This is a genomic window from Polaromonas sp. (assembly GCF_030680935.1).
GTDB lineage: Bacteria > Pseudomonadota > Gammaproteobacteria > Burkholderiales > Burkholderiaceae_C > Polaromonas.
Map to the genome: position 1 here is coordinate 44599 of NZ_JAUXUP010000014.1, position 11497 is coordinate 56095.

Annotated in this window: 11 protein-coding genes; 9 read left to right on the forward strand and 2 right to left on the reverse strand. The window is 61.1% G+C overall.

The window, feature by feature from the left end:
* The gene (locus Q8L50_RS04550) at nt 1-600 is read right to left on the reverse strand and encodes a TRAP transporter small permease subunit (protein ID WP_305347472.1); all 600 of its coding nucleotides are present in this window, start codon (nt 598-600) and stop codon (nt 1-3) included.
* Nucleotides 601-846: 246 nt separating this feature from the next.
* On the opposite strand from Q8L50_RS04550, the gene senA reads away from it, so the two are divergent.
* The 6 genes from senA to Q8L50_RS04580 all read left to right on the forward strand — a co-directional run bounded on the left by senA (nt 847) and on the right by Q8L50_RS04580 (nt 8015).
* Entirely contained in the window at nt 847-2172 is a 1326-nt protein-coding gene (gene senA / locus Q8L50_RS04555; RefSeq protein ID WP_370869751.1) for a selenoneine synthase SenA, read from the forward strand.
* A 286-nt stretch (nt 2173-2458) separates the two neighbouring features.
* Nucleotides 2459-3127 (forward strand): GntR family transcriptional regulator, encoded by a 669-nt coding sequence (locus Q8L50_RS04560; RefSeq protein ID WP_305347473.1) that lies wholly within the window; start codon nt 2459-2461, stop codon nt 3125-3127.
* Complete coding sequence (locus tag Q8L50_RS04565) at nt 3124-4614, forward strand: malonyl-CoA decarboxylase (RefSeq protein WP_305347474.1); 1491 nt, start codon at nt 3124-3126, stop codon at nt 4612-4614. Before Q8L50_RS04560 ends, Q8L50_RS04565 begins: the two co-directional genes overlap by 4 nt.
* Nucleotides 4615-4659: 45 nt before the next feature.
* Nucleotides 4660-5658, forward strand: coding sequence for a tripartite tricarboxylate transporter substrate binding protein (locus Q8L50_RS04570; protein WP_305347475.1), 999 nt, complete (start codon nt 4660-4662; stop codon nt 5656-5658).
* Nucleotides 5659-5674: 16 nt separating this feature from the next.
* Complete coding sequence (locus Q8L50_RS04575; RefSeq protein ID WP_305347476.1) at nt 5675-6469, forward strand: enoyl-CoA hydratase/isomerase family protein; 795 nt, start codon at nt 5675-5677, stop codon at nt 6467-6469.
* Nucleotides 6470-6491: 22 nt separating this feature from the next.
* A complete protein-coding gene (locus Q8L50_RS04580; protein ID WP_305347477.1) occupies nt 6492-8015 on the forward strand; it encodes a malonyl-CoA synthase in 1524 nt (507 codons plus the stop codon).
* Nucleotides 8016-8055: 40 nt separating this feature from the next.
* Here the strand turns inward: Q8L50_RS04580 and Q8L50_RS04585 are convergent, their stop codons facing one another.
* Nucleotides 8056-9003: a DMT family transporter gene (locus Q8L50_RS04585; protein WP_305347478.1), complete on the reverse strand. Its 948-nt coding sequence runs from the start codon at nt 9001-9003 to the stop codon at nt 8056-8058.
* Between the two features lie 91 nt (nt 9004-9094).
* Between Q8L50_RS04585 and Q8L50_RS04590 the strand changes: the two genes are divergently transcribed.
* The 3 genes from Q8L50_RS04590 (at nt 9095) to aceA (ending at nt 11198) form a co-directional block, all read left to right on the forward strand.
* Nucleotides 9095-9511: a gamma-glutamylcyclotransferase gene (locus Q8L50_RS04590; RefSeq protein ID WP_305347479.1), complete on the forward strand. Its 417-nt coding sequence runs from the start codon at nt 9095-9097 to the stop codon at nt 9509-9511.
* 44 nt (nt 9512-9555) lie between these two features.
* Nucleotides 9556-9753: a hypothetical protein gene (locus Q8L50_RS04595; protein ID WP_305347480.1), complete on the forward strand. Its 198-nt coding sequence runs from the start codon at nt 9556-9558 to the stop codon at nt 9751-9753.
* Between the two features lie 125 nt (nt 9754-9878).
* Complete coding sequence (gene aceA / locus Q8L50_RS04600) at nt 9879-11198, forward strand: isocitrate lyase (RefSeq protein WP_305347481.1); 1320 nt, start codon at nt 9879-9881, stop codon at nt 11196-11198.
* Nucleotides 11199-11497: the final 299 nt, after the last annotated feature.

Genomic DNA, 11497 nt, shown 5'->3' on the forward strand with positions numbered 1-11497 from the left:
TCAGCCGGCGTTGGTTTTGGACTCTGCGAGGCGGCGGATGGCCTCGGTGAGTTCTTCTTCGGCCGTCTTTTCGACTTTCTTGGTAGTCGGGTCTTCGATCAGCCCTTTCAGGAAAGCGACGCGCTTGATCAGCTCGGACCAGCCCTGCACCATCAGCAAGGTAAAGCCCAGAGGAATCATGGCGTAGACCGGCCAGCGGATCAGCCCACCGGCGTTGCCCGACATTTCACCCGAACGATAGCCTTGCAGAAAAAACGGAATGCCGTAGTACAGGATGGTCAGGCACACCGGCGTCAGGAACACTGCGAAACCGATGATGTCGACCCAGATCTGGCCGCGTTTGGACAGCTTGCTGGAAACCACATCGATCTTGACGTGTTCACCATGGAGCAGGGTGTAGCCTGCGGCAAGCAGAAAAGCTGCCGCGAACAAGTACCACTGCACCTCGAGGTAGGCATTGGAGCTCATGTTGAAGGTCTTGCGAATCACGGCGTTGACGCCGCTGATGATGGTGGAGGCCAGGATCAGCCAGATCACATATTTGCCAATCTGGGCATTGAGCCAGTCCACGGCGGTTGAGAATTTCAGCAAGGCGCGCATTTTGTCTCCAGAAAAAAGAGTCCACGCATAAAAATCATCCGGCAACCCCTGTTAAAGGGCGTGCCGGATACAGTTTGGCGCGTGGGGGATTTTATAGAGCACTATAGAAGGCAAGCTGACAACTTTGTGACGGTGTTATCCCGTAGCGGTCAGGGCGCTTGGCGACCAGTGTCACAATGGGCGACAGACATGGCACCGGTACCGTGTTTTCAGACCGCGTATCCCGCGGGCGTGACGGCGCTGGTGATGATGAGGACCACTGCCTTGGCTTCAGACGCACCCCCCCCACCTTCTCCGCTGGTGCCAGACCGCAATCGGGTCGGCCAAGTCGACTCACCCTCCATGCGCAGCGCGGGGCGCGATGCACTGTCGCTGGCGCTGATGGATGCGCGCAACCACACCCTGCGCCTTTTTGGCCAGTACCAGCTGGCGCTGGAGGGAGTAGATTTTGTGGTGCCCCAGTTGTCAGTGCTCAACCCCCCGGTTTGGGAGCTTGGCCATATCGCCTGGTTTCAGGAGTGGTGGATTGGCCGCAATCTGCAGCGCGCCTTGGGTGCCACCAGTGATCCGGCGCATGCGCGCCTGGCCTCCATCGAACCTGCTGCCGACCGCTGGTGGGACTCGACCAATGTGCCGCATCAGCAGCGCTGGTCGCTGAATTTGCCCACTGTATCGGCCTGCCGCGCCTACCTGCTGGACACCCTGGAGGGCACGCTGGAGTTGCTGGAAAAAGCGGGTGACGACGACGCGGCCCTGTACTTTTACCGGCTCTGCCTGTTTCACGAAGACATGCATGCTGAAGCCCTGACCTACACCGCGCAGACGCTGGGGCTGGCGCTGGACAAACCCTTGCTGCAGGCCTTCACACCTGCGGCCATGACGCTGCGCGAGCCCGTGCTGGTGCCGGCCACTGTGTGGCATCTGGGCAGCGCGGCCCAGGGCCAGGGCGCCGGATTTGCATTTGACAACGAGCAGGGCGCGCACGAGGTCCGGGTGCCCGAGTTTGAAATCGACGCCCAGCCGGTCAGCTGGGCCCAGTTTGTCGAGTTTGTCGATGACGGCGGGTACGACCGCCCCGAGCTCTGGCAGGCTGGCGGCCGGGACTGGCTGCAGCAGATCGTCAGGACCGAGGGCCGGCGCGGCCCGCGTTATGTCGAGCAGATTGGTGTCGCCAGCGGCGCGGTCATGCAGACCCGCTTCGGCACACCCCGGCGCATGCTGGGCAATCAGCCCGCCATGCACATGAGCTGGTGGGAGGCCGACGCCTGGTGCCGCTGGGCCGGGCGCCGCCTGCCGGCCGAGGTCGAGTGGGAGGTGGCGGCGCATACAGCTGCGCGCCGGGGGTTCTATTGGGGCGATGTCTGGGAGTGGACGGGCAGCACCTTCCGCGCCTTCCCGGGCTTTGTGCCCGGTCCGTATGCCGAGTATTCTGCGCCCTGGTTTGGCACGCACAAAGTGTTGCGCGGCGGTTCGCTGGCGACGCGCGGACGTATGAAACACCCCAAGTACCGCAATTTTTACCTGCCCGAGCGCGACGATATTTTTTGTGGCTTCCGGTCTTGCGCGCTTTAGTCAGTAAGCCTGAGGTGAAGAGGAGCAGGGCGCCGCCGCCGGACATCGGCCGTGATTTCACGGGCGCTTAGCGCTGATCGCGCAGGCCGGAAGCAGGCATCAGGCAAAACACAGTGCGTGGATTTTTTAAAGCTTGCCACCAACCATGAAGCTGTCATAATTACCTGTAATTACAGGTAATTGATTACCGCCTTCCGCCGGGAATTTACCGGTCGTGGTTTGAAAAGCTGGTTTCTGCCTGCAGTCCGCGTTGCAACTTGCCCGACCTTCACCGCTCTCCATCCTCATGCGACTTGTCCAGAATTCATTGCACCAGGAAGTGGCCGCCACCTTGCGGGAGCAGATCTTTGCCGGTTTGCTGGCGCCCGGCAGTTTTCTGGATGAGCCGGTGCTCTGCGAGCGGCTGCAGATCTCCCGCACGCCGCTGCGTGAGGCGCTCAAGGTACTGACGGCAGAGGGCTTGCTGCGTCATGAGCCCAGGCGCGGCTGCTTCATCAGCGAAGTGACTGAAAAAGACCTGGACGATATTTTTCCGGTGATTGCGCTGCTGGAAGGGCGCTGCGCCTTTGAGGCGGCGCGCAACGCCACAGATGCCGACCTGGCGGCGCTAACCACCCTGCATGAGCGACTGGCCGGTCACGCCAAGGCGGGCCGCATCAACGACTATTACGACACCAATTTCGCGATTCACGAGGCCATCATCACACTGGCAGACAACCGCTGGCTGGCCGTGGCGATTGCCGATCTGCGCAAAATCCTCAAGCTGGCGCGGGCGCAGCAGCTGCACGCACCTGGCCGGCTGGCGCAAAGCCTGTCGGAGCACATGGCGGTGTTTGCCGCGCTCAAGGCCAGGGACAGCGAAGGCGCCGACGCCGCGATGCGCACCCACCTCACGCGCCAGCGCGAGGCCTTGCGTGAACTCGCCCGCAACCAGCGCACACGGGTGACATCATGAACACCTCTGACTGGCTGGCACGCAGCGTGTCGCGTTTCTCGACTGGCAAAAAAACAGAAGAAAAAACGGCTGCGGCCGTTACCGGTTCTGCGCAACCAGCTATTAAAAAAATAGCAAATGGTGTGCTGCCCGATGGCGTGCAGCCGCAACGCTCCACCCGGGAGCGGCTCAAGGCCACGTTGCGGCAGAAAGAAGAGGCCCTGTCGCCGCGCGTCTTGCGCCGCACCCTGGAAGAGCTCAAAGCCATCGTGGACCCGCAGGTCAGCGAGGTCGAAGGCGGCCGGCGCGCCAGCGGAGTGGCGGGCTGGTATGCCCGCGCCTCCCTGCATGAAAGGCGTGACATGTGGCTGTTGATGAGCGAGCAATTTGTAGCCGATGCGCAGAAGGTCAAACTCGCCCAGGCCCAGTTTGCCGCAGCCGTCGGCACGCCCGACGAAGCCGTGGCCGAGGTGCGTTACCGCCGAGCCACCGTTTCACCGCGTCGCAGATTATTGCAACGCTTCAGCGCGTTTCCGGAAGGTTTTCGTTTTCTGGTCGATCTGCGTGCCGACATGTTGCCGCACCTGAAGGCCGACAAGCGACTTCAGGCGCTCGATGTCGAGATGGAGTACATGTTCTCGACCTGGTTCGATGTGGGTTTTCTGGACCTGCGCCGCATCAGTTGGGACTCGCCGGCCTCCTTGATTGAAAAGCTGATCCGGTACGAGGCGGTGCATGACATCAAGAGCTGGTCCGACGTGAAAAACCGGCTCGACAGCGACCGCCGTTGCTACGGATTTTTCCACCCCCGCATGCCCGACGAACCCCTTATTTTTGTCGAGGTGGCACTGATGGACGAGATGGCCGCCGGCATCACGCCGCTGCTGGATGAGTCGGCGGCGCCGGCCGATCTGAAGAAGGCCACGACCGCGATTTTTTACTCCATCAGCAACACGCAGAGCGGTTTGCGCGGTGTGAGTTTTGGCGATTCGCTGATCAAACGGGTGGTGGAGACCCTGCATGCCGAGTTCCCCCGGCTCAAACACTTTGCCACCCTGTCACCGATTCCGGGCTTCCGTCAATGGCTGGGCAAAAATGCGGCTGCCATGCTGCAGCAGCTTGGCGACAAAGAGCGCAGCGCGCTGGGACTGGCGCTCGGTTTTGAGCCGCCCACTGCGCAACATCTGCTCACGGCAGCAGACAACCTGCCGCTGCTGGACGACAGATCGCCGGTGCGCCGCATGTTGCTGGCGTGCGCGGCGCATTACCTGGGCCGCGTGCTTGAAGACGGCAAGCCCCTGGACCCGGTTGCACGTTTTCACCTGGGCAACGGAGCCCGGGTAGAGCGCCTCAACTGGCTGGGCGACCCTTCACCCAAAGGCCTCAAACAGTCATGCGGTTTGATGGTCAATTACCTTTACGACCTCAAGCGCCTGGACAAGCACAGGGCGCTGCTGGCGCAGGGGAAAGTCCCGGTATCGGGGGACATCGAAGGTTTGTACATTTAATAAGTATGCGTTGCATTTTTCTTTCAACAACGACAGGAGACAGACATGACATCAACCCTTGACAGACACGCGACCCGACGCGACGTGTTGCGAACGGCGGCTGCCGGTGCCGCGGTGTTTTCCCTGGGCGCTTATGCCCAGCCGGGCTGGCCCAACAAACCCGTCACGATGATCGTGCCCTTTCCGGCCGGTGGCGGTACTGATGCGTTTGCGCGTCCGATGTCGGCCCAGTTTGCACGCCTGACAGGCAAACAGTTGATCATCGACAACCGCGGCGGCGCGGGCGGCACGCTGGGCGCCAGCATTGCGGCCAAGGCGCCAGCCGATGGCTACACCCTGTTCATGGGCGCTGTGCATCACACCATTGCGCCCAGCATGTACCCCAAGCTCGATTACGACCTGGAGAAGGATCTGGTGCCGCTTATTCTGGTGGCCAGCGTGCCTCAGGTGGTGGTGGTCAACCCACAGAAGGTACCCGCTGCCAACTTCAAGGACTTTCTGGAGTTTGCCCGCAAGAACCCGGGCAAGCTCAACTACGGCTCCGCAGGTGCTGGCACCTCGCACCACCTTGCTGGCGAGTTGTTCAAGCAGCAGACCAAAACCTTCATCACGCACATCCCGTACCGGGGTGCAGGCCCGGCGTTGCAGGGCCTGATCGCGGGCGATGTCGAGATGATGTTTGACGGTCTCGGCTCGTCGGCAGCCCACATTGCCGGCGGCCGCATCAAGGCGCTGATGGTGTCCGGCAACAAGCGCAACCCGGCGATTCCCGACGTGCCCAGTGCCGCCGAAATGGGCTTGCCCGAGTACAACGTCACCACCTGGTACGGCGTCTGGGGACCCAAAGGCATGCCGGCCGACGCGCAGGCCCGCGCCATCGAAGAAATCCGCAAAGCCTGCACCACCGACGAAGCCAAAGCAGTCTGGGCGCGCCAGGGGGCCGAATTCACTGGTCTGGCCGGCCCGCAGTTTGGCAGCTTCATCAGCGCTGAGGTCAAAAAATGGGCGCAGGTGGTCAAGGCTTCCGGCGCCAAGCTCGATTGAGCGCTTCAGGACCTACATGACGGGAAAGGTTCTGCTGGCGGTTGAGGGCCCGGTTGCGCAGGTCACCCTGTCCCACCCGGGCAAACTCAATGCCATGTCGCGAGCCATGTGGCGGGCCCTGCGGGAGTTGTTTGCCGACCTGCAGCAGCGCAGCGATATCGGTTGTGTGGTGTTGAGCGGGCAATCGGGCAACTTCTGCGCAGGCGGTGACATCGCTGAATACCCGGACTTCCGTTTTGACGAGGCGGCCCTGCGCGATTTTCATGAAAACGAAGTCTGGGGCGCCTTGCAGGCCATGCTCGACTGCGACCTGCCGCTGCTGGCGCAGATCGAAGGCGCGTGTATGGGGGCCGGCATGGAGATTGCCAGCTGCTGCGACCTGCGTTTTGCTGGCGCCTCTGCCAGGTTTGGTGCGCCAATTGCCAGGCTGGGCTTTCCCATGGCGCCGCGCGAAGCGGCCTTGGTCATGCGCGCTGCCGGCGAGTTGACAGCGCGCGAGATGCTGCTGACCGCTGCCACGCTGGATGCGGCCACCCTGCTGCAGCGCGGTTTTCTCAATCGTGTGTTTCCTGACGATGAAGTGGCCACTGAAGCGCGGGCCATGGCCGAACGTGTGGTCAGCCTGGCGCCAGGCGCCGCACGCCTGAATAAACAGTGTTTTCGGGCTATGACCCTGACTGGATATGCGCAGCCAGCTCCTGATTTGATAGCAAATTCCTTCCGCTATGCGGCTTCTCCTGAACACCGTGAAGGTGTGACGGCCTTTGTTGAAAAACGTGCGCCGCAGTTTCAGCTGCAGCGCAAGCCCTGAGCTTTTGATTCCAGCCCACGCCATGAAAAACCACAACCTGTATGCTGCCTTGCGCGCGGCCTTTCCTGAAGACCTGGATGCGGTGGCGGTGGAAACCGACGACGGCCTGATGTACTCCTGGCGCGACCTGGACCGGGGCACGGCCATGTTGGCCAATTTGCTGGAGTCCATGGGCCTGCCTCAAGGCGCACGGGTGGCCGTGCAGGTCGAAAAATCGGTCGAGGCCATGATGCTGTACCTGGCCACTCTGCGGGCCGGTTACGTGTTTTTGCCACTCAACACGGCCTACCAGAGCGCCGAGATTGAATACTTCATCGCTAACGCTGAACCGTCAGTCGTGGTTTGCAGCCGCAAGAACTTCGGCTGGGTCAGCAAGATTGCCTTCAAGGCCGGTACACAAAACGTATTCACGCTGGACGATGACCGCAGCGGCTCGCTCCTGGACCGTGCGGCACATTGCAGCGACCAACATGAGGTGGCACAGTCCGGCGCTGACGACCTGGCGGCCATCCTGTACACCAGTGGCACCACAGGTCGTAGCAAGGGGGCCATGCTGTCGCACGGCAACATGCTCAGCAATGCGCTGGTGCTCAAGGACTACTGGGGCTGGAAGCCGGGCGATGTGCTGATCCATGCGCTGCCGATCTTTCATGTGCACGGCCTGTTTGTCGCCATCCACGGCGCACTGATCAACGGCAGCAAGATGATCTGGCTGGCGAAGTTTGACCCGAAGCTGGTGGTGCAGAAACTGCCCGAGGCCACGGTGTTCATGGGTGTGCCCACGTTGTATGTGCGCCTGCTGGCCGAGCAGGGCCTGAGCCGGGAAAGCTGCCGCAACATGCGGCTGTTTGTTGCGGGCTCGGCACCACTGCTGATTGAAACCTTTGCCGAGTGGCAGCAACGCACTGGTCACACCATCCTCGAGCGTTACGGCATGAGCGAGACCGCCATGCTGACCTCCAACCCCTACGACGGCGAGCGCCGCGGCGGCACCGTTGGGTTTGCCTTGCCCGGGGTCAGTCTGCGCGTGCAGGACGACGATGGGCGGGCCTTGCCGACTGGCGAGATAGGCGGGATTCAGGTCAAAGGCCCGAATGTGTTCCAGGGCTACTGGCGCATGCCGGAGAAAACAAAGGAAGAATTCACTGCCGATGGCTATTTCAAGACCGGCGACGTCGGCAAAATCGACGAACGCGGCTACATCACCATCGTTGGGCGCAGCAAGGACCTGATCATCAGCGGCGGCTACAACGTCTACCCGGCCGAGATCGAGAGTTTCATCAACGACATGCCGGGTGTCGCGGAAAGCGCGCTGGTCGGGGTACCGCACGCGGACTTTGGCGAGGTCGGCATCGCCATCGTGATCGCCAAGCCCGGCAGCACGCTGGACGGCGACGCCATCATTGCCACGCTGAAGTCAGGGCTGGCCAACTTCAAGATTCCCAAGCGCTGTTTTGTGGTTGGTGAACTGCCGCGCAACACCATGGGCAAGGTGCAAAAGAACCTGCTGCGCGAGCAGTACAAACAACTGTTTTCCGCCCGCTGAGCCGGGCGGGCCGCGCCTCAGGGCGCGTGACGGACCGCCCTCAGTTCGAAGGCAGTTTCGGCTGCACAGCGGGCCTGGCACGTTCGGGCACGGTGGCCAGCACCACACCCGCCAGCGCCAGCACAAACGCTGCCAGTTGTGCGCCGCCCATGGCTTCGCCGAGCACAAACACACCCACCAGCGTCGCGCTGATGGGTAACATCACAGTGAACACACCGGCGCGGCTGGCGGGCACGCTTTTGAGTCCGGTCATCCACAGCCAGACCGTCCAGATGCTGGCGGCCAGCGCGTAAAACAGCAGCAGCAGCCAGCTACCTGGCGCCACGGCGGCAAAGTCAAAACTCCAGGCCAGCCACAGGCCCATGGGTGTGACCAGCACAAAGCCCCAGAGGTTGATCAGCGCGGTGATGCGTCTGGCGCCCAGGGCGCCGGTGAGTTTTTTGCCGATCACCGCATAGGCGGCTTCACAAAACACCGCGCCCAGCAGCAGCAGATTGCCCAACCACGCATTGTTTGAAGCCAAATCGGCCTCCAGCCCATGCCCGGTATGCGTGGACAGCTCTGTTTTTGATAGCGAAACCAGCGCGATGCCCAGCACTGCACAGGCCACCGCCAGCCCCACGCGCAGGCTGATACGCTCGCGCAGGAAGAACCAGCTCAGTAGCGCCACCACGGCGGGAATGGCGGCCATGATGACGCCGGCCGCCACCGCGCTGGACAGGCTGACGCCGTACAACATGCAGATGGAAAACAGGAAATTGCCGAGAAAGGACTCGAGGAAGACCAGTTGTCGGGTCTGCCGCGTCATAGTCGCTTCGCCGGCGGGTTTTTTCAGCCAGTGCAGCATGGCCGCGCCGCCGATGCCGAAGCGCAGCCAGGCCAGCAGGAACACCGGGAAAATCGCGACCAGGGGTTTGGACAGCGCCACATAGCTGCCGACCAGTGACATGCTGAGCGCGAGGCAGGCGTAAGCCAGAATGCGGTTCATTAAAACGGGGGTCTTTCCGGAAGTGATGCGGCGTTGCTGCCGGGACTGCAACAATGAGCGGAAATGATGCCTCAATTCCAGCGCTGAACCGATGCCTGCTTGCGCCCTCCGTCATGTTTTCGTCTATGGCACGCTGCGCCGCGGGGATGTGCGTGACATCACGCGCCTGCAGCCGGCTCCGCAATTCATCGGCATGGCCAGCGTGGCCGGCGTGCTTTACGACCTGGGCCCCTATCCGGGGCTGCTGCTGGGCGGGGAAAGCCGGGTAACCGGCGAGGTCTACGCCATCACCACCGAACTGGAGCGCCTGCTCGATCAAATCGAAGAGGTCTGGCCACAGCAAACCGGCGAATACAGCAAGCGCGAGCTGGCGGTGCAGATGGATGAGGATGGCGCGCGGACCGTTGCCGGGCCTGTTTGCCTGGTTTACGAAATCAATGCATCACGCGTGGACGGCTGCCCGGTCATCCCCTCTGGCGATTGGCGCCGCCGGACACTGGCTTCCTGAGTCGCTCGACGCCAGCTGCTCACGCGGGCGAGTTCCCAAATCCCTTGCGCCTGGAAACTCGCAAAGTGGGCGTGAAGCGGGTGCAAGGCGTATTTCACAATCCAGAAAAACTATTTCATATGGTGGGATCTGAAAATGCTGCGGCGCGTCAAAATTTCTCAATACGAGAAATCATTTTCCGTATTATAAAAAAGCGACAAAAGAACATTGATTTTATTGAAGAAGATTTTTATCTTATATAAGACATAAGAGCTTCACAAAGTCTTGTAGAAGACTTAAAGTAGAGCCCAGAGCAAACAGCGCACACACACAAGCAAGTTGCAGCGCGGTTTGGCCCCCTTTTTAATTCAACTTCCGGAGTGACCCCATGCCACAGACCCTCACTGAACAACTGAGCCGCGAACAGCAAATTGCCGCTCTCGAAAAAGACTGGGCGACCAACCCCCGCTGGAAAGGCATCAAGCGCGGCTACAGCGCCGCTGACGTGATCCGCCTGCGCGGTTCCTTTCCGATCGAATACACCCTGGCACGTCGCGGTGCTGAAAAGCTCTGGGATCTGGTCAACAACGAGCCCTACGTCAACTGCCTGGGCGCGTTGACCGGCGGTCAGGCCATGCAGCAGGTGAAAGCCGGCGTCAAGGCGATTTACCTGTCGGGCTGGCAAGTCGCTGCTGACAACAACAGCTATTCGTCCATGTACCCCGACCAGTCACTGTACCCGGTGGACTCCGTGCCGCAGGTGGTGGAGCGCATCAACAACACCTTCCGCCGTGCCGATGAAATCCAGCACTCCAAGGGTATCGATGCTGGCGACAAGGGCTACATCGACAACTTCGCACCCATCGTGGCCGATGCCGAAGCCGGTTTTGGCGGCGTGCTCAACGCCTTTGAACTGATGAAAGCCATGATCAAGTCGGGCGCCGCCGGTGTGCATTGGGAAGACCAACTGGCCTCGGTCAAGAAGTGCGGTCACATGGGCGGCAAGGTGCTGGTGCCGACGGTGGAAGCCAACCAGAAGCTGATCGCCGCGCGCATGGCTGCCGACGTCTGCGGCGTGCCCACTCTGGTGATTGCCCGCACCGATGCGGAAGCTGCCGATTTGCTGACCAGTGATTACGACGAGAACGACAAACCCTTTATCACGGGCGAGCGTACCTCCGAAGGTTTTTACAAGACCAGAAAAGGCATAGACCAGGCCATCAGCCGCGCGATTGCCTACGCTCATTACGCCGATCTGGTGTGGTGCGAGACCGGCACGCCCGATCTGGCCTTTGCCAAGAAGTTTGCCGATGCCGTGCACAAGGTGCACCCTGGCAAGATGCTGGCCTACAACTGCTCGCCATCGTTCAACTGGAAGAAAAACCTCGACGATGCAACCATTGCGAAGTTCCAGAAAGAGCTGGGCGCCATGGGTTACAAGTACCAGTTCATCACGCTCGCCGGCATCCATTCCATGTGGTACAACATGTTCGACTTGGCCCAGGACTATGTCAAACGCGGCATGACGGCATACATCGAGAAGGTGCAGGAGCCCGAGTTCGCAGCACGTGACCGTGGCTACACCTTTGTGTCGCACCAGCAGGAAGTCGGCACGGGCTACTTCGACGAAGTCACCACCGTGATCCAGGGCGGCAAGTCCAGCGTGACCGCGCTGACCGGCTCGACCGAAGAAGAGCAGTTCCATTGAACTGAGTCCTACAGGCGCCCATAGCCCGGCTGAAGCTACCCCGCTTCGCCCGGGCTTTTTTTGTTGGGCATCCGGTATTTTTCGCGTAGAGTGCAGCTGATTGAAATTCACACGGTCAGGAGCACGTCATGTCAGAGGCCACCATGGGGTTCAAACGGACACCTTGCCCCGACTGCAATGGCACGGGTGAACTGCGCATTGACAGCGAAAACATCAATGAACACTTTGAGGTGGAAAAGCAGACGGTGATCACCGAGTGCCCGCGTTGCCTGGGCCTGGGTTTTCTGCTGCCCGGCACG